The organism is Superficieibacter sp. 1612_C1 (assembly GCF_015234305.1).
In the GTDB taxonomy this organism is placed as follows: Bacteria; Pseudomonadota; Gammaproteobacteria; order Enterobacterales; family Enterobacteriaceae; genus Superficieibacter.
Genome location: NZ_JADGMI010000002.1, coordinates 904,641 through 928,477, shown reverse-complemented (window position 1 = coordinate 928,477; position 23,837 = coordinate 904,641). Strand labels below are relative to the sequence as shown.

Genomic DNA, 23,837 nt, shown 5'->3' with positions numbered 1-23,837 from the left:
GATGAAATAAGACACTGCGGGGCAGACACACGCTGCCCCGCTTATTGCCATTAGTGCTTAATAATGTACATATCTTTAGTGTAGAGATCGTCCATCGGATCTTTACCGGAATAGCCGCCGACCCAGGGTTTAACCAGGCGAGCATTCACGTAGTAATAGACCGGAACAATGGCGCTATCTTTACCCAGTTGCTGCTCGGCTTTGTCGTACAGCTCAGTACGTTTTGCTTCGTCAGTCGCTTTAACGGCCTCGGCCATAATGCTGTCAAACGCCGGGCTCTTATAATGGGCGGTGTTCATAGAACTACCGGAGAGCATGGTATTCAGGAAGGATGTAGGTTCGTTATAGTCCGCACACCACCCCGCACGCGCAACGTCATAGGTTCCCTGATGGCGGGTATCGAGGAATGTTTTCCACTCCTGGTTAACCAGTTTGACGTTCACACCCAGATTTTTCTTCCAGATAGAGGCGGCAGCAATGGCCAGTTTTTTGTGCAGATCGGAGGTGTTGTACAGCAGGTTAAAGGTCAGCGGCTTATCCGCCGTGTAGCCCGCTTCTGCCAACAGTTTTTTGGCTTCTTCGTTACGTTTAGCCTGAGTCCAGCTAAACCACTCCGGCTTGGTCAGTTTGGCTCCATCGGTATACGGCGGAGTATAACCGTAGGCTGGCAAATCGCCCTGTGCTTTCACTTTATTAGTGATGATATCGCGATCCAGGCCCAGCTTCAGCGCAGTACGTACCCGTGCATCGGTAAACGGTGCTTTCTGGTTATTGATTTCGTAATAATAGGTACACAGATACGGGTCAACGTGCACTTCATTCGGGATCTCTTTCTTCAGCTTCTGAAAGAGCTCGATCGGCAGGTTATTATAGGTCATATCGATTTCGCCGCTGCGATAGCGGTTAACATCGGTGACTTCTGAAGAGATAGGCAGATAGGTGACCTGGTCGATGGCGGTTTTCGCGTTATTCCAGTAGTTAGTATTACGCTCCATCACAATACGTTCGTTAACGACCCAATCTTTAAGTTTGTATGCGCCGTTAGAAACAATGTTTGCAGGCTGGGTCCACTTCTCACCAAATTTATCAATGGCGGTTTTATTAACCGGCGACATGGCCGGGTTAACCAGCAGCTTGTAAAAATACGGCACCGGCTCGCTGAGGGTCACTTCCAGCGTATTGGCATCAATTGCTTTCACACCCAGCTCAGACGGCTTTTTCTTACCTTCAACGATTTCATCAACGTTGAGGATATGGCCGTACTGCGGATAACTGGCGTACGGAGATGCGGTATTAGGATCGACCAGACGCTGCCAGCTGTAGACAAAATCCTGAGCGGTAACGGGCTCGCCGTTAGACCATTTGGCGTCTTTACGTAAGTGGAAGGTCCAGACTTTAAAATCTTTATTATCCCAACTTTCGGCCACGCCCGGGATAGGGTGACCGTCAACAGAGGAGGTTACCAGCAGACCTTCAAACAGATCGCGGCTCACGTTTGCTTCAGGAACCCCTTCAATCTTATTCGGATCCAGCGACTGCGGCTCAGCGCCGTTATTACGGATCATCGTTTGCTTTTCAGCAAGCGTAACGCCTGCCGGGACATCTGCCGCAAAAGCAACATTTCCTGCGATAAGCGCTGCTAAAACGCCTGCCGCAACCAGACTTTTCTTCGTGATGATGGACATTGTGTTATGACTCCAATAATTATAATTACTGGCCCAGGGCCAGCTTCTTCAGTTCCCGTTAGGGTTCCCGGTCAATGCAGGAGCTTTTGGCGACTGCCGGGCTGCTTTTCTTGCTGCTATCACCGACTTATTTATTACGGTTGGCTCTGACGGCAACCTTATGTCGATTCCTTTATATGTCTCCCCTGTCGAGACATATTCATTTACGGCGTAAGACAAGCTATTTGAAAATAATTCTCATCTACGCAAGTTCTGCTACCAATTAGCTGGCCGGAAAGTATCAAATGCCTTCGTGTGCCGCCAATATAATTTGCAAATTTGTTAACTAATTCTCTTTTATGCTATCCCATCTCGCTCAAAAAGCGGCTAAAAAATGGACGAAATAGCTGAAAAAGCATTCTTTTTCAATAAAATAGCGCCGTTGCAATCACAGAAACGTAACGTCATGGTGTCATGAGGCAGCATTTTGCAAAAAATTAACATTTGCTTACTATTTAGCACATTTGTCTGCGAGAACGTTGAATTAACTAATATCATTTCAATTATCCGGGAGCAAGCCCCAGAGTGTGATGTGAGAAAAATAACAGCCTGCCCGCTGATAAATCAGGCAACATGCAGCGTGCTGTATTTTTAAGATATTGATATGTAATGAAGTTGTCTGATAATGGATTTTATTATGAATACGTACAAATCCGGCTTTATATATACGCTTTGCTAATAATGGCGCAAACGACGGTAACGTCGTTTGCGCAAAAGAGGACGTTAGTGAACAAGACCGGGGAAGATGCTTTTTATACCGGTGACAATAAACTCAATGCCCAGCGCCATTAGCAGCAGCCCCATAATACGCGTGATGACGTTGATGCCCGTCTGCCCCAGCAGCCTGACCAGCCACGGAGCCATACGGAAAACGCTCCAGCAGCAGAACGCAAAGAGTGCAATTGCCACTGAGAAACCAAGCAGATGCATCAGATTATGGTAGCGAGTACCCCAGACAATAGTCGAACTGATCGCCCCCGGCCCCGCCATTAATGGCAATGCCAGAGGAACCACGCCGACACTTTCGCGGATAGCGGTTTCTGATTTTTCCTGTTTGTTCTGTTTATCTTCGCCCAGTTTCCCGCTGATCATCGACATGGCGATGGTCACCACCAGGATCCCGCCGGCGATGCGGAAAGAATCTATAGAGATACCAAATAGCTGAAGGATGCTGTCGCCAAGAAAAAGTGACGTCCAGAGAATAATGGCGACGGAGAGGTTGGCGGTCAGGTTGGTTTTATTACGCGCCACCGCCGTCTGGTAACTGGTCATGCTTATAAAGACGGGCATGATCCCTATCGGGTTAACCAGGGCGAAAAGACCAATAAAAAACTTAAAATAAGTCGGGAAATCGAACAGCGATTGGCTCACGGCTGGCTCCGCACCTTCATCAAAAGTGGTAGTTGACGACACGTTATTATAATTCCGCGCCGAAGATACGCTTTTTGTCAGAACAGTTCACCACAAATCTGTCGAAAAACCCTGATATTCCACCGTGTTATATATTTGTGTTGATTATGATAATGTTGATGAGCTTCTTGCTGTAAATATTTAACACTTGATACATAGCCTCTAAAACAGCCTGCTGAAAGGTGTCAGCTTTGCGTAAACTTGATGTAGATCACGTATTTCATACTCAGAAGTGAGTAACCTTACTGACACCGCCAGGGAGCAAAACAACATGCCAGGTGGTGCGTCAAGTGAAGCTGTTTTAGTAAATCAGTAAATCAAGTGTAAGAAAGCCTTTGTTTTGTAAGCGCTTACGCAAGCCGTGCCGGGTCTGTCTATACTGACCAATTAGGCCAGTGATTTACTAAAAAAGTTTAACATTATCAGGAGACCATTATGGCTGTTACTAATGTCGCTGAACTTAACGCACTCGTAGAGCGTGTAAAAAAAGCCCAGCGTGAATATGCCAGTTTCACTCAAGAACAAGTCGATAAGATCTTCCGCGCCGCCGCTCTGGCCGCCGCTGATGCTCGTATCCCTCTCGCTAAAATGGCCGTTGCCGAATCTGGCATGGGTATCGTTGAAGATAAAGTGATTAAAAACCACTTTGCTTCTGAGTATATCTACAACGCCTATAAAGATGAAAAAACCTGTGGTGTCCTGTCTGAAGATGACACTTTTGGTACTATCACCATCGCTGAACCTATTGGCATTATCTGCGGTATCGTTCCGACGACCAACCCAACCTCTACCGCTATCTTTAAATCGCTGATCAGCCTGAAGACCCGTAACGCTATCATCTTCTCTCCACACCCGCGTGCTAAAGATGCTACCAACAAGGCTGCTGACATCGTTCTGCAAGCTGCTATTGCTGCTGGTGCGCCGAAAGATCTGATTGGCTGGATTGACCAACCGTCTGTTGAACTCTCTAACGCCTTGATGCATCACCCTGACATCAACCTGATCCTCGCGACCGGTGGTCCGGGCATGGTTAAAGCGGCGTATAGCTCCGGTAAACCGGCTATCGGCGTAGGTGCGGGTAACACACCGGTTGTGATTGACGAAACTGCTGATATCAAACGTGCCGTTGCTTCAATCCTGATGTCCAAAACCTTTGATAACGGCGTTATCTGTGCGTCTGAACAGTCTGTTATCGTTGTTGACTCTGTTTATGATGCGGTACGCGAACGTTTCGCCAGCCACGGTGCTTACATGCTTCAGGGCAGCGAACTGAAAGCCGTACAGAACGTGATCCTGAAAAACGGTGCGCTGAATGCTGGCATCGTTGGTCAGGCAGCATACAAAATTGCTGAACTGGCAGGCTTTAGCGTTCCGGTTAACACCAAAATTCTGGTTGGTGAAGTTACCGTTGTTGACGAAAGCGAGCCGTTTGCTCACGAAAAACTGTCTCCGACGCTGGCAATGTATCGTGCAAAAGATTTCGACGATGCTGTTGTTAAAGCAGAAAAACTGGTTGCCATGGGCGGTATCGGCCACACGTCTTGCCTCTACACCGATCAGGATAACCAACCTGAACGCGTTCAGAAGTTTGGCGCTGAAATGAAAACCGCACGTATTCTGATTAACACCCCTGCTTCTCAGGGTGGTATCGGTGACCTGTATAACTTTAAACTCGCGCCTTCCCTGACTCTGGGTTGTGGTTCATGGGGTGGTAACTCCATCTCTGAAAACGTTGGTCCGAAACACCTGATCAACAAGAAAACCGTTGCTAAGCGAGCTGAAAACATGTTGTGGCATAAACTTCCGAAATCCATCTACTTCCGCCGTGGCTCTCTGCCAATCGCGCTGGACGAATTGATTACTGATGGTCACAAACGCGCACTGATCGTGACTGACCGCTTCCTGTTCAACAACGGTTATGCCGATCAGATCACTTCCGTACTGAAAGCGGCAGGTGTTGAAACTGAAGTCTTCTTCGAAGTTGAAGCTGACCCGACCCTGACTATCGTACGCAAAGGCGCAGAACTGGCGAACTCCTACAAACCAGATGTGATCATCGCGCTGGGTGGTGGTTCCCCGATGGACGCCGCGAAAATCATGTGGGTTATGTACGAGCATCCGGAAACTCACTTCGAAGAACTGGCGCTGCGCTTTATGGACATCCGTAAACGTATCTACAAGTTCCCGAAAATGGGCGTGAAAGCTAAAATGGTTGCTATCACCACCACTTCCGGTACCGGTTCTGAAGTGACTCCGTTTGCCGTTGTGACCGACGATGCGACCGGCCAGAAATACCCGCTGGCAGACTATGCGCTGACTCCGGATATGGCGGTTGTTGATGCTAACCTCGTTATGGAAATGCCGAAATCACTGTGTGCATTCGGTGGTCTGGATGCGGTGACTCACGCCCTGGAAGCTTACGTTTCTGTACTGGCGTCTGAGTTCTCTGACGGTCAGTCTCTGCAAGCGCTGAAACTGCTGAAAGAAAACCTGCCGGCGTCTTATCACGAAGGTTCTAAAAACCCGATTGCCCGTGAACGTGTTCACAGTGCTGCCACTATCGCCGGTATCGCGTTTGCCAACGCCTTCCTCGGTGTGTGTCACTCAATGGCGCACAAACTGGGTTCGCAGTTCCATATTCCGCACGGTCTGGCCAACGCCCTGCTGATCAGCAACGTTATTCGCTATAACGCGAATGATAACCCGACTAAGCAGACTGCATTCAGCCAGTACGACCGTCCGCAGGCACGCCGTCGTTATGCCGAAATCGCTGACCATCTGGGTCTGAGCGCACCGGGCGACCGTACTGCTGCCAAGATTGCCAAACTGCTGGCATGGCTGGAAGAGATCAAAGCTGACCTGGGTATTCCTAAATCTATCCGCGAAGCTGGTGTTCAGGAAGCAGACTTCCTGGCTCACGTTGATAAGCTGTCTGAAGATGCATTCGATGACCAGTGTACCGGTGCTAACCCGCGCTACCCGCTGATCGCTGAGCTGAAACAGATCCTGCTTGATACTTACTACGGACGTGAATACACCGAAGGGACGCCTGCTGAGAACGCGGTTGTCGCTCCAGCAGTGAAAGCTGATAAAAAAGCGAAAAAAACCGCTTAAGTCATTAGCAAAAACGTGTAACAAAAAGCCTCATCACTGATGGGGCTTTTTTTATGGCTAAAAAAGAGCACCTGTAACGGGTTGCTACAGGCGCAAAGGGGTTAGCGTGCAGAATGACGATGGCGTTCCTGTATCGCGCTCAGAGAGCCTGTATGGAGCGCTTCTTTATAATGTTTACGACACACCGAGATATAACGCTCATTGCCGCCAATCACCACCTGTTCGCCCTCGTTATAAGGCCGCCCGGCCTGATCGAGGCGTAACACCATGCTGGCTTTACGCCCGCAGAAGCAAATAGTTTTTAGCTCAACCAGTTTATCTGCCCACGCCAGAAGATACTGGCTCCCGACAAACAGCTCACCACGAAAATCCGTTCTGAGTCCATAACACAGTACCGGAATATCGAGGCCGTCCACAACCTCAGAAAGCTCAAGAACCTGCTGACGCGTAAGGAACTGACATTCATCAACCAGAACGCAGTGGATGCTTTCCTGCGCATGTTCCGCGCTGATTTCAGCCAGTAGTGAGGTATTCTGGTTAAACAGCTTAGCGGGCGACGACAGGCCAATTCTCGAACTCACCTTACCTGAACCAAAGCGGTTATCAATTTCTGCGGTATATACTACCGCCCGCATACCACGTTCCTGGTAATTGTATGATGACTGCAACAACGCAGTCGATTTCCCCGCATTCATTGCTGAATAGTAGAAATATAGTTGTGCCATTGGCCGCATAACCCCAATCAAAGTGTAATAATAGCGGCCGCGAGTGTAGCATATTTTTTGCCTGTACTATGTGACGGTGTTAAACAGAAAACGCCGGCACCAGATGGTGCAATGTCGTGGATATAGTGACGGCAAGCACCATCATGATGCAATTGCCCATTAATGCCTGACTGGCTTCTTCGTCATTACATTCTTCTAACAACCCTGCCCTTTCATTGATTTTGCCCGCGAAAACGCTACAGGCTATTTCACTTTTCTGCTCGCAAATGTATCGATTTGCTAATACTCAGGTATCGTATTTATCCGTTGAGACTATAATTTGTTGTGAAACAGTCCAAAAAAATCATATGTCATCAGGGGTTAACGATGTTCTTTATCGGTCGCTATATGAATAGCGAAAGCGTGATAACGCACAAAATTTAAGTTAACAGGAATTACAATCGTGAAAAATAATAGACAATTTTGAGTTCCTTACATTTCTCCCTATTGCACAACTCCGGTTATCGCTCTATTATTAGCTTAACAAACCACCCCACAATATAAGTTTGAGATTACTACAATGAGCGAAGCACTTAAAATTCTGAACAACATCCGTACTCTTCGTGCTCAGGCCAGAGAATGCACCCTTGAGACACTGGAAGAGATGCTGGAAAAATTAGAAGTAGTTGTTAACGAACGCCGTGAAGAAGATACTGCTGCTGCTGCGGAAGTTGAAGAACGTACGCGTAAACTGCAACAATATCGTGAAATGCTGATTGCTGATGGTATCGATCCTAATGAATTGCTGAACAGCATCACCGCTGCAAAAACCGGTACTAAAGCAAAACGCGCTGCGCGTCCGGCTAAATATAGCTACACCGATGAAAACGGTGAAACCAAAACCTGGACCGGCCAGGGCCGTACTCCTGCGGTAATCAAAAAAGCAATGGACGAGCAAGGTAAACAGCTGGACGATTTCTTGATCAAAAATTAATCTCGCTGCTTCCAGAATCCCGCTACGGCGGGATTTTTTTTGCCTGAATAAAGGAATGATGACTCCCTGCCGTGTTCATTTTACCGGGCGCTCTATTTTGCGGGCATAAAAAAACCGGGCTCATGCGTCCCGGTTTTTTCTGCTATTAAAAGACTACTTTGATACGGTCTCTTCAAGCCAGGCTTTAAATTCTTCGCCCAGTGAGTTGTGGCGGATACCATACTCAACGAAAGCTTGCATATAACCCAGTTTATTACCGCAGTCGTGGCTTTTACCTTTCATATGATAGGCTTCAACGGTTTCTTTCTCGATCAACATATCAATCGCGTCGGTCAGCTGAATTTCATCACCCGCACCTGGAGGCGTTTTTGCCAGCAAAGCCCAAATCTCAGCGCTAAGCACATAGCGGCCTACGACAGCGAGATTCGACGGCGCAACGTTGGCTTTAGGTTTCTCAACCACGCCCACCATCGGCACGCTTTCACCCGCGTGGAGCGCGACACCTTTACAGTCAACGACACCGTAAGCGGTAACGTCCTCAACCGGTTCAACCATAATCTGGCTACAGCCCGTCTCATCGAAACGTTTGATCATTTCAGCCAGGTTATCCTGAGAAAGATCGGATTCGAATTCATCAAGAATAACGTCAGGCAGAATAACGGCGACTGGCTCGTCACCGACCACCGGCTGCGCGCAAAGTACCGCATGACCCAGCCCTTTAGCCAGACCCTGACGGACCTGCATAATAGTAACGTGTGGGGGGCAAATAGATTGTACTTCTTCCAGCAGCTGGCGTTTTACACGTTTTTCCAGCATCGCTTCAAGTTCAAAGCTGGTATCGAAGTGGTTCTCAATCGAATTTTTGGAGGAGTGCGTGACCAGTACGATTTCAGTAATACCCGCCGCGATGCATTCATTCACCACATATTGAATGAGCGGTTTATCGACCAGCGGTAACATCTCTTTGGGGATAGCCTTGGTTGCTGGCAACATCCTCGTGCCCAATCCCGCAACCGGGATAACGGCCTTTTTGACTTTTGAATTTAAAGCAGCCATTGAACTCTCCTGAAGTGTTCGAAATCTGAACTTCTCATTAATAAATTAACGCGTTAAGTATATCAGCACCGGAAGGCAATCCTGGTCTGAAACAGACGCGGTAAGCTCGAATTAGGATTTTTACGCATTAACGTAAGCATAGTACCACCGCGATAGATTGGCAGGTAAACCTATCGCGAGGGTAAAATTCATTTGTTCATTCCGCAGACAGCATTAAACGCAAACGACCGCCAGCACCCCAAATCTGGCACTGCCACGCCTCGCTGCGCTGGCTGATTTGATTGAAATACGTATTACCCAGCGTCCCGAGCGGAACGCCGGTACTGATCTGCACCTGATGATCGCCGGTATTTAATGTTCCATTAAGCCCGGCAGAGACGAGAATTAAATTTTTTAATCCGCTGTGGTAATAACCAATAAATAGCGGAAACTGACCGGGCAGATTGGCCTGACGCAACAAATTATTCACCTGCTTCAGCAAACTGCCCATTTCTGGCAAACGCTGACGTTGTTGTGACAGCTGCTCCTGAAGTAGCCCGTTAAATAACGCCCGTAATAACAGGGCCGCCAGCACGCCGTTGTCCCCTGCTCGCGTGACATCAAGGCAGTAGAACGCAAGGTCATCATCCGAAAGCGGAGCGATATCCAGCACCAGGCCCGGTTGCTCGGCGGCGACCAGCTGGCGATAATTTATGCGGCAATGCGAAAGCACCTGCTGAACGGGCGGTTGCAGCTCCTGAAGTAGTTTCGCGGCAGCCGCGGGATCGCTCACCAGCGCATCCCAGTCCTCAAACAGACGTTCTTCCTCTTCGACCCGGGAATTAAACATATCAGGATAGAGGCAGGCAAAAACCGTTTCGCGCAGGCGTTTGAAGTCTTTGACCGGCTTTAACAGGACATCCTGGACCCCGATACGCAGCGCGCGGGCGATGTCAGACATGTTTTCGGTAGCCGAGATAACGAGGATAGGCAGTGGATTGCCCGCATTGCGCAGATGTTCAATCAGCTTGAGCCCGTTCATCCGCGGCATCGCGATGTCGCAGATCATCAGATCGATCTGCTGGTTGGTCATTTTCTCAATGGCGTCCATACCATCTTCGGCAAGCAGAGTGCTCGCCCCCAGTGACAATAACCAACTGTCCAGCAAAGTACGGAAAACGGGCTCGTCTTCAACTATGAGAATATGTTTTCCCGCCAGTGGCTGTGTCATGGTATCTCCTCTGACTTGCGATAACGTAATACTGGCATGCTATCTGCGCTATCGCTTGTCAGAATTTGCTGAAGTATTCTTAAAAACACAGCACGCTTAAACATTGCAAACAACCACAGATTTGTTATTTAAAATTTTTTCTCCAGCGGACAACATCATGGCTGCACGAAAAGGCACATGCGTAAGTGATTCACCGGAACAAATATTATGATGGAAAAGTTGTAACAAAATATCAACCTTTAGCTGACATTTACCTGCAACTTTCTGCCACCAGCCTGCGCTGCCCCTCAGTGTGCCACGGCTGGCGTGGCGTAGCGACAGAAAGCGCTTATTATCGTCATACCGTTGCGGTGCAAAATATCCAGTCGGGAAAAAAAGGTGGGTTAAGGAAGCGATTGCACCCTGAGAAAATAGCCTTGCAAAAAACGCGGAAATAAGATGACTGCCAACACTGGTTTCTATCAGCCAACAAACTATAAAATTTGCGCCAATATAAATTCTATTACCAGATTTTGGCGGAGATCCAACCGTCATGGACGGTGAACGGCTCCCGATAACGCCACAATTACGCGTTATCTCCATCGTCATTATTTTCATTGTGACCGGCAAACATCTCCCAGCTTCTTGCGTGCAACATTGGCATCGCTCAGTTAACATAACGCTACCAGGCGTACTGACGCCGTTATAATTTTTCCAAGGTGACAATTTTGTTAAAACTGTGTCCCTGCGGCAGCGCTGTCGAGTATAGCCTATGTTGCCAACAATTTGTGTCCGGCGAGCAGGATGCGCCAGATCCGTCACATCTTATGCGCTCTCGTTACAGCGCCTTTGTGATGAAAAATACCGATTACCTGATTAATACCTGGCACCCTTCCTGCCAGGCGAGCGCTTTTCGCCAGGAGATCGAAAGCGGATTTGCGCATACCCAATGGCAGGGACTGACGGTTTTTTCCACGGAAGACAGTACCTCTGCGGACGAAGGCTTTGTCAGCTTCGTGGCAAAATTCAGTGAGAACGGCAAGCCCGGCGTCATCATTGAACGTTCGCGATTCTTAAAGGAAGACGGAAAGTGGTATTATATCGACGGGACCCGTCCGCAGTTTGGTCGAAACGACCCCTGCCCATGTGGGTCAGGTAAAAAATTTAAAAAGTGCTGCGGACAATAGTCAGGCCCCGCACAACAAACGCAAACATATTCAACAGGATTTTCCCTGCAATGCATTCACTACAACGTAAAGTACTGCGCACTATCTGCCCCGATCAGAAAGGATTAATCGCGCGGATCACCAATATTTGCTACAAGCACGAACTTAACATTGTGCAGAACAACGAATTTGTCGATCACCGTACCGGACGCTTTTTTATGCGCACCGAGCTCGAAGGGATCTTCAACGACACCACCCTGCTTGCCGACCTCGACAGCGCCTTACCGGAAGGATCGATACGTGAATTAAATCCGGCCGGTCGTCGCCGTATTGTTATTCTGGTCACCAAAGAGGCGCATTGCCTGGGCGATCTGCTGATGAAAGCCAACTATGGTGGCCTGGACGTGGAAATTGCCGCCGTCATTGGCAATCATGAAACGCTGCGCACGCTGGTTGAACGTTTTGAGATCCCGTTTGAGCTGGTGAGCCATGAAGGCCATACCCGTGAAGAACACGATCAACTGATGGCCGATGCGATTGAAGCGCACCAGCCTGATTATGTCGTCCTGGCAAAATATATGCGCGTCCTGACGCCTGAGTTTGTCTCCCGCTTCCCGAACAAAATTATCAATATTCACCACTCCTTCCTGCCCGCGTTTATTGGTGCTCGCCCTTATCATCAGGCGTACGAGCGTGGCGTGAAGATCATCGGTGCCACCGCGCATTACGTGAATGATAATCTGGATGAAGGCCCCATCATCATGCAGGACGTCATTCATGTGGATCACACGTATACGGCTGAAGATATGATGCGTGCCGGACGCGACGTGGAGAAAAATGTGTTAAGCCGCGCGCTTTATCAGGTTCTGGCCCAGCGGGTATTTGTCTACGGCAATCGGACGATTATTCTTTAATCGTTAATGAAATGAATTGATTAGCATTGCTGCGTTACGGATGAAAAGTACGCAAACGATTCATGTTGAGCAAAGGAATGCTTTACAGCGGCGCGTCATTTGATATGATGCGCCCCGCTTCCCAAACTGGAAGCAGGCCAGAGTAATATGCATTACCCCGTGGTGGGGTTCCCGAGCGGCCAAAGGGAGCAGACTGTAAATCTGCCGTCATCGACTTCGAAGGTTCGAATCCTTCCCCCACCACCATTTCTAAGCACTACCTACAATTTGAATTACCCCTGGTGGGGTTCCCGAGCGGCCAAAGGGAGCAGACTGTAAATCTGCCGTCACAGACTTCGAAGGTTCGAATCCTTCCCCCACCACCATCTCTTCCAGAAGACACTAAATTCAATGACACCTCTTGTCTCACATATTCCGCCCGGACGGGGGAAGGATGAGAAGCTTCGACTAAGGTTCGATTCGAGCGTCAGCGAGAAAGCGTTGCCGCCAGGCAACGACCCGAAGGGCGAAGCGCGTAGCGCTGAGTAATCCTTCCCCCACCACCATCTCTTCCAGAAGACACTAAATTCAATGACACCTCTTGTCTCACATATTCCGCCCGGACGGGGGAAGGATGAGAAGCTTCGACTAAGGTTCGATTCGAGCGTCAGCGAGAAAGCGTTGCCGCCAGGCAACGACCCGAAGGGCGAAGCGCGTAGCGCTGAGTAATCCTTCCCCCACCACCATCTCTTCCAGAAGACGCCTCACTTACCAATAATCTTTGTCTTACCTGTTCTACCCGGACGGTTTACCCTACCAGTTTACGCAGCACACTCCCTGCCTGCTCAAGGCTGGCAAGCCCGCCACGCAGCCAGACGCCTTTCCCGCTGTATTCCAGCCGCGCAGCATGGTCGAACTGGTCATAATCGACCGGATACACCAGCGCCGGAATGTTGCGCTTCAGACAATGCCACATAATCCCCGCCCCGCCGTGATGGATCACCGCATCATAGCGCGATAACCAGCGGTCATAATCCACCCATGCCACCCGACAAAAATTACCCTGCTGATGGCGCTGTACGTCCTGCCCGTTGCCGTCGGTAAAATGAAACTCCCACTCCGGCATCGTCTCCGCCAGTACAGCAATTGCCTTAGCGACGGCATCTTTATGCCAGTCCAGATGGGTTCCCAGTGTAACCAGCACATGCCTTTTGCCCTCTTTAAAGGCAGGCTCCTGGTAGCCGAGCGGCGGCGTGTAAAGCGCCGGACCAATAAACCGCAATGCATCAGGCCAGCGTTGCGGGAATTCAAACTCTGGTTCGCTGAGCGCGAGGATCCGCGTCGGGGAATAGGCGCTTTCACTGCCGTCGGGACGGTACAGACGCGTGATGCCGGTCTGGCGGATCACATCGCGAAAAAGCCAGAAAACGGCGCGCTTAAAGACCCTGACTTTTTTGCGATGCATAACGTGCCAGGCACGCTCTCTCGCGTTTTTCGCCGGCATTAAACCACCGCAGTACGCAGGCGGGCCGTCCGGGCTTTCCAGTACACAGGGGGACGGCATACTGGTCCACCAGGGCACAGCAAACTGACGGCAAACCTCTCCCACTATCGGTAGCGTAAAATCAGCTATAGCCAGCTCGGGAATGCCGTTATGACGCCACAGCTGCGCCAGCTCATCGGCAAAGTTTTTCAGCAGCCCGACAACCGCACGGAACTGGCGGTAAAGCCTGACCGGGCTGGATTTAATTGCATAGTTCGGGTTCGCCACCGCCAGCAACGGCCCATCATATTCACCGGGCAGGATCAGCGCCGAAAGTCCGGCCGCCTCGATCCGCTTCTGCGCCCCTGACGTGCTGATAATTCGGACCTGATACTGCGCCGACAACGCTCTTCCCATAGCGAGAACCGGATGCAGATGCCCGGCAAACGGCGGAGCCAGCAGGTCAATGCGGGTGATCCCGGCGGGGATCAAATTGAGTAAGCGTTGCATTAAAGGGTCCTGATGAAACGTTTGCACCCGTCAATCAGTGCGGGTTGAGAAAGGTAATTCATATGCCCGCAGGCAATATACTCATCAGCATCGCGAAACCATAACCGGGAAATCCAGTCCTGACGTCCCTGAACCAGCAGATGCCTGCACTCCGGGCGACGCCGGGCTACCGGTCCGAAGGCAAAAATACTTACCCGCGACATAACTGAAGCGGGAAGCTGAAGGTTATTAAACAATTCAAGCCCACAACTTCCGCAAAGCAGCAGCGTATGATCGGCAGACGCCAGCAGTGCCAGCGCCCCCGTCTGATAAGTGCGGACAAACGCCGGACGGCGCGAGCCAAGATAATCTCGCGCATTGTTCATACTCGCACGTAGCAGCGGCGTGGCTTGCCAGGCTTCGCGTTGCGCTACCCACGGGAAATTTACCGCGATGCCCTCACTATTCCGTCCCAGCGCGGCCATAAAAGCGCGCTGATCCGGACTTAATGAGGTGTTCCCCGGCTGGCTTCTGCCGGTAATAAACGCAATTTGTAAGCTCATCGTGAAATAAAATGATCGTTGCTGAAAATACGGTAGCGCCGTGAGCGCCAGTGAATGGTGCGGTTAACGAGCGCATGAAGCAAATGCAGCGGCTGGAGCAACTCGGATAACAGCGAGAGCAGCGGGTGCGATGAAATATGCGGGGATACTTGTCGTTGTACCCGGCGCAGCGCAAGGTGGCGAAGAACCAGAACACCCAGCATGATAGCCGCGTCAGCCGCACCGCCGTTCAGGGTCAGAATGAGCATCAACCAGAGTAACAGCGGGTGAAGCCCCTGAAGCAGGAAGATTGCCAGATTGACCGATACAGACTTCTCGCGCATCAGCAGCGTGGCGAACAGAAACCAGCGATGCATCTGGCGGCCATAGCGCCTGAAATCCGGCACGCTGGTTTGTACCTGTACGGACGCCGTGGACTGAACGATGTTGACCTTTTCACGCGCCAGCAGAGTTGCCAGCGCTAAATCGTCCGTCAGATGATGCATAATCGATGTAAATCCTCCGACCCGTTCCAGCACGGCGCGATGCAGGACATAACACATTCCGTTCAGAGTTAACGGACAAGTGAAAGGCAACAGGGGAAGATAGGTCAGCGCCGCGTTATCGTTAACAAACTGCGCCAGCAGGCGTGACGGCAGTGTTTGGGCGGCACAATAATACGGCAGCGCGGTCACCAGCGAGGAGGCATCCAGCTCACTTAACATTCTCTGCAACGAGGCAGCACTCAGCGTCGCGTCATCGTCCAGCACCATCACCCAGTCGGTTTTCACCTGCGCCCTCGCCTGCTCAAGTTTGAATAGCTTGGGGTTCTGCCCTTGCGGCGCAGGCGGGTAACGAAGCAGCGTGATAGCGCAGTGCGGATAACGCTGCTGCAAATCCTGCGTGACGCGCCATCCTTGATCATCATCGTCATCCACCAGCCACAGAAAATGCGCATCAGGTAAATGGTGCAGGTTTGATTGCAGTACCGACGCCAGCGCCGGATCGCCACCGAGAATGGGTTGCATCACGGTGACGTCACCGCTGTAAATTGCACACTCGTGCCGGGGAAGGCGCAACATCTTAAGCGCAAACCCTGACTTAAACAGGAGTATGACCAGCCAGAGTAACGCTATCGCTATCATTGCCGTTGCGCCTTATAGTCCTGTAAAAAACGGGTCAGACTGACGGGAAACGGTACACATGGCGCACCGAAATCCTCCAGCATCAGACTGACGTCCAGGGTTGCGGAGTAGCCAAAAACGCCCACGCCAAAGCGGGTAATCGGCGGCTCGCCGCCGAGCGGCAGCCTGCGCCAGAGCCACTCCAGCACGCCGGCAATACGCAGCGCCGTCGCCACCGACAGCGTGCGCATCGGCACGGGTAAATCAAGATGGTTTAACACCGTTTGCAGCAACGCCTGCGTAGCCAGCGGATGCGCAGCAGAAATGTTATAGCAGGGTTTCAGGCGCGATGACATGGCCGCCAGCATCAGGTAATCACACAGCGTAGTAACGTGCATTATCTCAGCCTGCGCCGGGTGTTCGCTACGCAGATTGACCAGCCTTTTTTTACGCGCGGCCTCCAGCAACGGTGGTAGCAACAATGCGTCACCGGCACCAAATACCGCACAGGGGCGAAAAATAGTCTTCTCACCGGCGTAATCGTTAACCAGCTGCTCGGCCAGGTATTTGCTTCGCCCGTACTCGCTGGTAAAAGCGTGCCCGACGGCCGCGTGTTCATCCAGATGATATTGATGGGCGAACCGATAATACACCGCCGCCGTGGAGATAAAAATCAGCCGCGGTGACTGGCGGGCATGACAAAATGCAATTACCTGACGCGTGGTCTCAACGTTATCGCGATAATATTGCGCCGCGCTGCCCCAAGGCGAGGCCCTGCCCGCCGCGTGGATCACCACATCCGGATCAAAATCAAGCGTCTGCAACTGGTCGAGCGGAAGGGCCTGATAGCTCACCTCGGGTGGAAGATCCTGCAACGTCCGGCGGCCTGTGCCGTACAGAGATACCCGCGGATCGGCGGCAAACCGGCGCAGAAAAGCGCCACCAATAAAGCCGGACGCGCCGGTGATCAGCACCTTCATGGCCCGCTACCCGCACGTTGAGGGGATTCGCCCATCCGTTGCAGAAAGCGTTGCTGTAGCGACAGCAAATCCTCCAACGTCAGCCGCCGGTAATCCAGTCCCTGCTGACCGGCAATGTTGGCAATAATGCCGCTGAGCGCCGGGTAGTGGCGATGATGCCAGTGGGGAAAGAGATGATGGGTTAAATGAAGATTAATACCGCCAAGCCAGTACCCCATCCACGCTGGCGTGGGGAGCCAGTCAAAGGTCGTGGCAAAGGTATGCGCCAGTCTGCCCTGCGGCATTCGTCCCTCGTCAGGCGGAAGATAATGGTGCCCTTTAGCCCAGTGGGTACCAATAATCAGCATGACGAAAATCAGTGACGCTACCATCTGGCTGACGGCCCAGGTTATCAGCACGGCAAGTCCCCCAAATCGATCCGTCAGTAACCAAAGAGGCAGTCCGAGCGCGATAACCATATGCCCGATTTTACTGACAAGAAAACGGCTCCAGCCAGCGATGCCATGATGCGTCAGATGCGGCGTGACCGGAGTCAGCCCCGCTCTGTCGAGCCAGTCGACAACCCAGATATACCAGGGGAAGGTCATCCCGGCGATCAGCGGCCAGTAAAATCGCTGTAGCCGCATGAAAGGCCGCCAGCGCTGCCACGGCGTCTGACGCAGCAGGCCGTTTTCAGCGATATCCGGATCGTAGAACTCGACATTGGTAAAACCGTGATGAAACCTGACGTGGCGCACGCGCCAGCAGTCTGCGTCCAGTCCCAGCGGTAGCGCAGCGAAGAAGCTGAGCCGGGCGTTTGCCCGTTTCCCCCGCAGGAAAGCATTGTGCGAGGCGTCGTGTACCACGTTAACCGCCAGCAGCATGGCGCAGAGCATCACCGCCAGATACGCCAAAAAAAAGAACACGACTACCTGCTGGCGAAGCGCCACGATGTAGCAAATAAAGCCCGCCACGGCCAGCGCCAGCGCCTTGCCCGTCGCCCATCGGTCGGCATAACGATGATCGCCACGCTGCGCCAACAAGGCCTGGCTTTGCGTATGCAACGCTTTAACCAGCGCCGGATTATCGGCGGGAAAGGTCAGCCGCCGCTGGGGGTTAAACAGATTCACACTTGCCTCCCGCGGTACGGGTTCCCATTCCGCAGGCCAGGATCACACTATGTGCAACCAGCAGAAGAGAGAGGATCAGCGCAAAAGGAACCATCCCGGCAAACCGTATCGCAAAAACGAGCAGCGACAGTGTCACCGCGCACCAGGCTATTTTCCCCCAGCGCTGCCCGTCACTCACGCCGCCCAGCGCAACGGAACCGGCCGCCAGCAGAACAAACAGCAGCGCCTGCGCCAGCGAAACGTGCTGGATATCGTAGCCATAGCGCTGGATGTAGCCCAGCACCAGCATAAATAGCAACAATGCCCCGGTGACAATGGGCAAGGCGGCGCAGATGAAGTGACGCTCATACGTTCGTCCGGTGCGTGAAGCACCGATCAGGTGCTGAAATGGCAGGTTACTCTCCCGCAGCGGATTAGCAGAAAGCTGACTGCCTTTCACGCCATAAGCCGTCATCTGAGACGGCGGCATGGCGCAAAGCGTACCGAATAACCGGTCCCAGAGAATAAATGTGCCGCCGTAATTCGTATCCGCGTAGCGCCGCTCATTAAGGTGATGGACGCGATGATGCCACGGGGTTATGAAAATCTTTTCAAGCCAGCCGAGACGGGGAGTCAGCGCATTATGATTAAAAAACTGGATGCTGTAGTGGATGACGGAAACCGCCAGGTAGACGCTCAGCGGCACCCCGCACAGCGCCAGCAGCATAAAAAAAGGAATCGAGGTCAGAGAGGAGTACCAGGAGTTTCTGACGCCCAGCGACAGGTTATAATTCTCTCCCTGATGATGCACAACGTGTACCGCCCACAACCCTCGGCATTCGTGATGCAGACGGTGAAGCCAGTAAAAGCAAAAATCCCACACCAGCAACGTGAACAGCCATACCCAAACCGTAGCGATGCCGTCAAAAAGATGCAGATTAGCGTACTGAAGTACCAGCGCATAACACAGCACTTCCAGACAGCGAAACAGCCACAGAATGATGTGCCCGGAATTAATATTAAAAATGATGTCGTGCCAGTCAATTTTCTGCCGCCCCGTCACCTGCAAAAAGCAGGCCTCGCCGAATACCAGCGCGATCATAAACAGGATCGGGATCAGTAACTCACTCATAGCCTATTTCCCTGTGTTGTTTTTTCCGTATTTCCAGATGCATTGCCAGCCAGCCGCTGCCCCATGCCAGCAGCGCGCCGCCCAGTAAATCAATAAATAAGTGTCTGCGTAGTTGCAGAATAGAAAACGCAATAGCCAGCGCCCACAGCACACTTGCGGCAGTAATAAAAAAGCGTCCTCGCGCGGCGATGGCGACTACGGCAAGGATGGTCAGCGCCGCGTGTAATGAGGGGAAGCAATTTTGGCTGGAGTCGATCTCAATCAGCCAGCCCAGCACGGCGGAGGAGGCACCGTCATATGCCAGCGGCGGATAGTGCATCGTCGTCGGCCATAACAAATAGATGACCCCGGCCCCCAGCGCCGATAACTGCATGGCGCGGGCAAGCCAGCGTAAACGAGATAACGGCACCAGCAGATAGCCTGCGGGCACGATCAAAAAAAACGATAAATAGAGCCAGATGGCGGATGACGAAAACGGAATAGCGCGATCGACTGCCCACGCGGTGAGCAGGTGTCCCTCGCCCTGGAGACGATCGCAAAACGAATAGATAACCCCCACCGTTCCCCAGCCCAGCAGCATCTGTTTTAGTCGCTGTACGATGGCCATTACGCCTCCCTCCACTGGCGGATGATACGCCGCCGCTTTGCGCCGAACTGCACCTCCGGGCGCTGCGAAACCAGTTGCCATTTCAGCCGTTGCACATCGATGCCCTGACGGGCAAAAAACGCATTTAACGCCAGCTGGCAGGCTTCCAGCACGACGGGTTCGCAGTCCGCCGTCAAACACAGCGTATCCGCCGCCGTCTGTACCAGCCGGTAGTCTGCGCCAGGCGGTAGCGTTATCGCCAGCACCCGGCTACAGGGATCGGCAAAGATCCCTTGCCCCTGCCCGCTGGCGTCCGGTAACCGCAAACCATCGTCCTGGCGACCTTCAATACGGGCAATCGCCCGCGTCGCGCTACCGCAGGGACACGGCTCCTTGCTTGCCACCAGCACGTCATCAAGCCGGTAGCGGACAACAGGCTGCGTGCGACGGGTAAAGTCAGTAATAATGGGAACAAAGCGGTGTTCATCCAGCCACTCAGGCTCGACGTGAATAAATTCCTCGTTCAGATGCAGCGTGCCGCAGACACAGGTCGATGCCAGGAATCCTTCCGTCGCCTGATAAATCTCGCCCACCTCGCCAAATGCCTGGCGCAGCAGCGCGCGATCGTGATCTTCCAGCACTTCGGCTACCGAAATTACTTTTTTAACCGCAAGCCTCAGCGTACCGGCAAGCACCTCCAGCGCCAGCGCGCGCAGCACCTGAGCGGGGGCGACGATAATCGTGGGCGATTGCGACTCAAGCCGCGCCAGCTGCGGCGCAAACGGGGCGAGCAGATCGTAAAATGCCAGGCTGAGCCAGCGGTTATTGACGCTGCGATACAGATTGTTATCCGCGCGCAGAAAGAGCGCCACGCGCTCGCCCGCCAGTAAACCATCGGGCAGGACTTTTGCCAGAATGGCCCCCGCCCATAGCGTTTGTTCTTGCGGACTGACCACAAACAACCCGCGCCGTCCGGAGGTGCCGGACGATAAACCGACGCTGAACTTTCCGACTTTAGGCGAAAAATCACGGCTTTGTTCGCTGCGCACAGCACACGCCATCAGCTCGTCGCGCTGTAGTCCGGCGGTGTTCATGTCATCGAAATGCGCCATCATTAACGCTTTATTCATCGTTGGCCATTCATCGAACGGCAGCGCAAGATAGCGCCGGAACCACGGGCTTTTCGCCAGCACCCGGCGGCGAAACGTGCGCATTTTTTTGTCCTGCCACGCCTCAAGCCGCGCGCGATCGGTAAAACGCAGTTTACGGGTGCGGAAATAGTGCCAGAGCAGGTGGAATGGGATCACAAATCGCCCTCGTGGCACAGGCGAATATCTACCGAGCCCTGTTGCCAGAGCTGGTTAAGCCGCTCAAGCGTCTGGTAATACGCTATCGCATCCGACATCACCAGATTGGCCAGCCGTGAGGGGCCACGTAACTCGCGGTAATTTGCTGGCGACCACGCGGCATCGGCTGCCAGCAGCGTCCAGCCATCGTCCGTCAGAACAAACGCGCCAATGTGCCCGGCGGCGTGGCCAGGAAGCGGAACCAGAATAATTTGCCCCTCGCTTCCCGGCAGTACGTAGCCGTGCGTAAACGGAGCCAGCGCGGCGGGAAGTTGCAACGCGTCAAAACCTTCAATAAAGGTTAATGACGACTCAAAATCCGCCGGGAACAGCCCCGGAACAAATGCCTGGCGCAGCGCTGCGAATCCACGCAGCGTTCTGACCTGATCCCAGCCCTCGCCCGAGCAGATGCACTTCACGCCGGGGAAATCGCGCAGCCCGGCGACATGGTCAGCGTGAAAGTGCGACAGAATGATGCCCTGAATATCGTCGCCGACCAGCCCCTGCGCGAGCAGTTGACGGGCCAGCGAGTCTTCGGGATCGAAATACACCGGCGTAACCTGGCGGTAAATTCTGAAGACGCCAGAGCGGGTGTACTGTTCAAACCAGGAGGCATAGCCGGTATCCCACAGCCAGCGTCTGTCGCCCACTTCCAGCAGCCAGGCCCGGGAAGGAAATCGACAAACGCGCAGCCCGGCCCCCTTCAGTGCCATGCAGCCAATATGGGTACAGTACCCCACTTCAAAGGCGGTGATCGTGGCCATGTTCCCTCATCCATTTTCCGGTCAACGCGATGCCGTCTGCCATTGAAAACCGGGGCCGATAGCCCAGCTCCTCAATCGCCTTTTTCGCACTCAGCGTCATATCAAAACAGACCGTTCCCGCGCTGTAACGGGTCACCGGCGGCTCTTTGTTAAGGCAGTGGCCGAACATTTCCATGCCGCGCGCCGCAAGCGACAGCACAGGCCACGGCACATTACGGATCTGATATTGCAGCCCCAGTTGCTCGCGCAGCAGCGCGGCGAGCATCACCTTCAGACGCTGCGGCTGGTGGTTAGTGATGTTATACACGCTGCCGGAACGCAGGGATCGGTGGGTTGCCAGTTCCATCGCGTACACCACGTTCTGCACGAAAGTGAGATCCAGCAGCGCGTCGCCGCCGCGTGGCAAGCGCAGCACACCGTTATCCCGGCGAAGCTGTTGCAGCAGGCGCGGGACAATCACGTTGTCGTGCGGGCCAAATAAACCGCGCGGACGCAGCATGACCCAGGTTGTCGAGGCAAAACGCCTCACCGCCTCGGCGATAACCTGCTCGGCGGCATGTTTACTGTGGGCGTAATGGCTACTGAAGCGCCGGGCAAGATAGTTTTCCGTCAGATCATAGTGATGCTGAAAATCAAAATAGACGGCCGGGGTGGAGATATGAATGAAGCGCGGAACCTCTGCCCTGCCCGCCGCCTGCGCCAGACGCTCTGTGACCTGCACGTTGGTGTGCCAGAAATCAGCCCGACGGCCCCAGGGCGAGGATTTTGCCGCGCAGTGCCATACCGCATCGCAGCCTTCCACCAGCCGGAGGCACTCCTCTACGCCCGTGGTGGTCAGATCGCGCGGCACAAAGGTTGCGCCCATCCGCTGAAGCTGTTCGCCTTGCGCCGGGTTACGCCCGATAGCCACTACCTCATGCCCGGTCATAAGCAAATGCTCCGCCGCATTACGTCCCAGCCCGCTGGTTGCGCCCGTCAGCAGGATCTTCACGGCAGAAATACCATGCCTGCCAGCGTCAGTCCTGCCGCCGTGCCAATCAGCATCGCCGGTTGACCGCTAATCAACCTTCCGCTCACTACCGCTTCATGTAGCGCAACAGGAATGGAAGCCGCCACCTGATTACCATGGTGACGATAAATATCGATCAATACCGATTCCGGCACGCGCAGCCGCTTGCGCATATGTTCAAGAGACAGATGGCTTGCCTGATGCGGCACCACCGTCGCAATGTCGGCCAGCGTCACGCCGCTTTTCGCCAGCAGTCGGGCGAAGTAGTCGTCAATTAATGATGAGGCGTAGCGGAACAGCGGTTTTCCCTGCATATGAAACAAAAAATCGCTCTCGTTCATCCCCGCTCTGGGATTACGCCGCGTGCCGCCAGCGCGAATTTCACACAGCTCGCTGCCGTCCGGGTACATCTCAATCAGGCTCGCCAGAATGCCGCTGGTACCGTCACCGCGTTCGACAATAGCGCATGCGGCACCATCGCCAAAAATCAGCGAGGACTCTTCATGTGCCCAGTCGATCCCGCGTGAGGCGATATCCGCAGACACTATTGCAATGCGCCGGTACGCGCCGGTATTCAACAATCCGCCAGCGACTTCCAGCGCGGAAATAAAACTGACGCAACTGCTGTTAATGTCAAAACCCGCCATGCCCGCGGGCATTCTGGCGGCTTTCAGAATATGGGTTGCACTACAGGGTAGCGCCTGAACGGCAATCGCCGAGGCGCAAATCAGCAAATCAACCGAAGAGGGAGACAATGACCCTGCGTTAAGCGCGTTATGTAGCGCCTGTGCTGCCAGTTCAGCCTGGCTGGCGTCGTCCGTAGCGTGATAACGCCAGGCAATACCCGAGCGTTTTTCAACATAGCCCGCAGGCTTGCCGAGCCGGGTATCGAGCATTGATGAGGTGATGCGCTCCGGCGGCAGCGCGATGCCCGTTGAGACGATTTTAAGCGCGACGGTAACACCGGGGCGGGTCGAATACTCCATTATACGTTCACTTCTTAATTCCACGATTCGCATCATGATATAGAAATAAAACGCAAAA

General features: G+C 53.0%; 21 protein-coding genes, 2 tRNA genes and 2 other RNA genes. 8 read left to right on the top strand and 17 right to left on the bottom strand.

Translation table 11 applies throughout. From position 1 onward, the window contains the following. Positions 1-50: 50 nt before the first annotated feature. Positions 51-1,685 (bottom strand): oligopeptide ABC transporter substrate-binding protein OppA, encoded by a 1,635-nt coding sequence (oppA, locus tag INT84_RS10675; RefSeq protein ID WP_194206760.1) that lies wholly within the window; start codon positions 1,683-1,685, stop codon positions 51-53. A gap of 762 nt (positions 1,686-2,447) precedes the next feature. After that, on the bottom strand, positions 2,448-3,095 hold the full coding sequence (locus INT84_RS10670) for a YchE family NAAT transporter (protein ID WP_194206759.1): 648 nt from the start codon (positions 3,093-3,095) through the stop codon (positions 2,448-2,450). A gap of 474 nt (positions 3,096-3,569) precedes the next feature. Between INT84_RS10670 and adhE the strand changes: the two genes are divergently transcribed. Continuing rightward, positions 3,570-6,248 (top strand): bifunctional acetaldehyde-CoA/alcohol dehydrogenase, encoded by a 2,679-nt coding sequence (gene adhE, locus INT84_RS10665; protein WP_176917906.1) that lies wholly within the window; start codon positions 3,570-3,572, stop codon positions 6,246-6,248. Between the two features lie 101 nt (positions 6,249-6,349). Here adhE and tdk read toward each other — a convergent pair whose 3' ends face one another. Beyond that, positions 6,350-6,973 carry a thymidine kinase gene (tdk, locus tag INT84_RS10660; protein ID WP_194206758.1) on the bottom strand — a complete coding sequence of 208 codons (624 nt, stop codon included), beginning with the start codon at positions 6,971-6,973 and terminating at the stop codon, positions 6,350-6,352. 559 nt (positions 6,974-7,532) lie between these two features. On the opposite strand from tdk, the gene hns reads away from it, so the two are divergent. Next, entirely contained in the window at positions 7,533-7,946 is a 414-nt protein-coding gene (gene hns / locus INT84_RS10655; protein ID WP_176917904.1) for a histone-like nucleoid-structuring protein H-NS, read from the top strand. 153 nt (positions 7,947-8,099) lie between these two features. Here the strand turns inward: hns and galU are convergent, their stop codons facing one another. The 3 genes from galU to INT84_RS10640 form a co-directional block, all read right to left on the bottom strand. Beyond that, the gene (gene galU, locus INT84_RS10650) at positions 8,100-9,002 is read right to left on the bottom strand and encodes a UTP--glucose-1-phosphate uridylyltransferase GalU (RefSeq protein ID WP_194206757.1); all 903 of its coding nucleotides are present in this window, start codon (positions 9,000-9,002) and stop codon (positions 8,100-8,102) included. 196 nt (positions 9,003-9,198) lie between these two features. After that, positions 9,199-10,212, bottom strand: a complete 1,014-nt coding sequence (rssB, locus tag INT84_RS10645; protein ID WP_194206756.1) for a two-component system response regulator RssB — start codon at positions 10,210-10,212, stop codon at positions 9,199-9,201. A 96-nt stretch (positions 10,213-10,308) separates the two neighbouring features. After that, a complete protein-coding gene (locus INT84_RS10640) occupies positions 10,309-10,746 on the bottom strand; it encodes a hypothetical protein (RefSeq protein WP_194206755.1) in 438 nt (145 codons plus the stop codon). A 173-nt stretch (positions 10,747-10,919) separates the two neighbouring features. Here INT84_RS10640 and INT84_RS10635 point away from each other — a divergent pair, with 173 nt between their 5' ends. The 6 genes from INT84_RS10635 to INT84_RS10610 all read left to right on the top strand — a co-directional run bounded on the left by INT84_RS10635 (position 10,920) and on the right by INT84_RS10610 (position 12,996). Next, positions 10,920-11,378 carry a YchJ family protein gene (locus tag INT84_RS10635; protein ID WP_194206754.1) on the top strand — a complete coding sequence of 153 codons (459 nt, stop codon included), beginning with the start codon at positions 10,920-10,922 and terminating at the stop codon, positions 11,376-11,378. A gap of 50 nt (positions 11,379-11,428) precedes the next feature. Then, the gene (purU, locus tag INT84_RS10630; RefSeq protein ID WP_176917899.1) at positions 11,429-12,271 is read left to right on the top strand and encodes a formyltetrahydrofolate deformylase; all 843 of its coding nucleotides are present in this window, start codon (positions 11,429-11,431) and stop codon (positions 12,269-12,271) included. 161 nt (positions 12,272-12,432) lie between these two features. Beyond that, positions 12,433-12,517 (top strand) — tRNA-Tyr (locus INT84_RS10625). Positions 12,518-12,551: 34 nt separating this feature from the next. Further along, positions 12,552-12,636 (top strand) — tRNA-Tyr (locus tag INT84_RS10620). Positions 12,637-12,683: 47 nt separating this feature from the next. Further along, a non-coding RNA gene (locus INT84_RS10615) (RtT sRNA) lies at positions 12,684-12,816 on the top strand. A gap of 47 nt (positions 12,817-12,863) precedes the next feature. Then, positions 12,864-12,996: non-coding RNA, RtT sRNA (locus INT84_RS10610), on the top strand. Between the two features lie 62 nt (positions 12,997-13,058). On the opposite strand, the gene INT84_RS10605 is transcribed toward INT84_RS10610, so the two are convergent. From INT84_RS10605 to INT84_RS10555, 11 genes are read right to left on the bottom strand one after another with little or no spacing between them, the layout of a single operon-like run. Next, positions 13,059-14,243, bottom strand: a complete 1,185-nt coding sequence (locus INT84_RS10605) for a glycosyltransferase (protein ID WP_194206753.1) — start codon at positions 14,241-14,243, stop codon at positions 13,059-13,061. Next, the gene (locus INT84_RS10600) at positions 14,243-14,785 is read right to left on the bottom strand and encodes a hypothetical protein (RefSeq protein ID WP_194206752.1); all 543 of its coding nucleotides are present in this window, start codon (positions 14,783-14,785) and stop codon (positions 14,243-14,245) included. The genes INT84_RS10605 and INT84_RS10600 overlap by 1 nt, the downstream gene beginning before the upstream one ends. Continuing rightward, a complete protein-coding gene (locus tag INT84_RS10595) occupies positions 14,782-15,909 on the bottom strand; it encodes a glycosyltransferase (protein ID WP_194206751.1) in 1,128 nt (375 codons plus the stop codon). Before INT84_RS10595 ends, INT84_RS10600 begins: the two co-directional genes overlap by 4 nt. Then, complete coding sequence (locus INT84_RS10590; RefSeq protein ID WP_194206750.1) at positions 15,906-16,868, bottom strand: NAD(P)-dependent oxidoreductase; 963 nt, start codon at positions 16,866-16,868, stop codon at positions 15,906-15,908. The genes INT84_RS10595 and INT84_RS10590 overlap by 4 nt, the downstream gene beginning before the upstream one ends. Continuing rightward, positions 16,865-17,977, bottom strand: coding sequence for an acyl-CoA desaturase (locus tag INT84_RS10585; protein ID WP_194206749.1), 1,113 nt, complete (start codon positions 17,975-17,977; stop codon positions 16,865-16,867). The genes INT84_RS10590 and INT84_RS10585 overlap by 4 nt, the downstream gene beginning before the upstream one ends. After that, a complete protein-coding gene (locus tag INT84_RS10580) occupies positions 17,964-19,088 on the bottom strand; it encodes a sterol desaturase family protein (protein ID WP_194206748.1) in 1,125 nt (374 codons plus the stop codon). Before INT84_RS10580 ends, INT84_RS10585 begins: the two co-directional genes overlap by 14 nt. After that, complete coding sequence (locus tag INT84_RS10575) at positions 19,081-19,695, bottom strand: phosphatase PAP2 family protein (protein ID WP_228066049.1); 615 nt, start codon at positions 19,693-19,695, stop codon at positions 19,081-19,083. Before INT84_RS10575 ends, INT84_RS10580 begins: the two co-directional genes overlap by 8 nt. Then, positions 19,695-20,981 carry a F390 synthetase-related protein gene (locus INT84_RS10570; protein ID WP_194206747.1) on the bottom strand — a complete coding sequence of 429 codons (1,287 nt, stop codon included), beginning with the start codon at positions 20,979-20,981 and terminating at the stop codon, positions 19,695-19,697. Before INT84_RS10570 ends, INT84_RS10575 begins: the two co-directional genes overlap by 1 nt. Beyond that, entirely contained in the window at positions 20,978-21,784 is an 807-nt protein-coding gene (locus tag INT84_RS10565; RefSeq protein ID WP_194206746.1) for an MBL fold metallo-hydrolase, read from the bottom strand. Before INT84_RS10565 ends, INT84_RS10570 begins: the two co-directional genes overlap by 4 nt. Further along, positions 21,762-22,775, bottom strand: a complete 1,014-nt coding sequence (locus INT84_RS10560) for an NAD(P)-dependent oxidoreductase (protein ID WP_194206745.1) — start codon at positions 22,773-22,775, stop codon at positions 21,762-21,764. The genes INT84_RS10565 and INT84_RS10560 overlap by 23 nt, the downstream gene beginning before the upstream one ends. Beyond that, on the bottom strand, positions 22,772-23,779 hold the full coding sequence (locus INT84_RS10555; protein ID WP_194206744.1) for a 3-oxoacyl-[acyl-carrier-protein] synthase III C-terminal domain-containing protein: 1,008 nt from the start codon (positions 23,777-23,779) through the stop codon (positions 22,772-22,774). The genes INT84_RS10560 and INT84_RS10555 overlap by 4 nt, the downstream gene beginning before the upstream one ends. Positions 23,780-23,837 lie beyond the last annotated feature (58 nt).